Genomic DNA, 267 nt, shown 5'->3' on the forward strand with positions numbered 1-267 from the left:
TACGGGTGACGCCAACCTCAACGGCGCGGGCAACGATCTGGCCAACACCCTCACCGGCAACAGCGGAAACAACAGCCTGGACGGTGGTGCGGGCGCGGACAGCCTGGACGGCGGCGCCGGTGCCGACACCCTGACCGGCGGCCTGGGCGACGACACCTTCATCGTCGACGGAGCGGACCTGGTCGTCGAATCCGAAGCGGGCGGCACGGACATCGTTCTGGCCTCGGCCGACCACACACTCGCGGCGAATGTCGAGCACCTGACCCT

Annotated in this window: 1 pseudogene; it reads left to right on the forward strand. The window is 68.9% G+C overall.

The window, feature by feature from the left end:
* Nucleotides 1-267: pseudogene (locus ABAC460_RS50310) on the forward strand (calcium-binding protein); the annotation flags it as partial.

The sequence above is a fragment of the Asticcacaulis sp. AC460 genome (assembly GCF_000495795.1).
GTDB lineage: Bacteria > Pseudomonadota > Alphaproteobacteria > Caulobacterales > Caulobacteraceae > Asticcacaulis.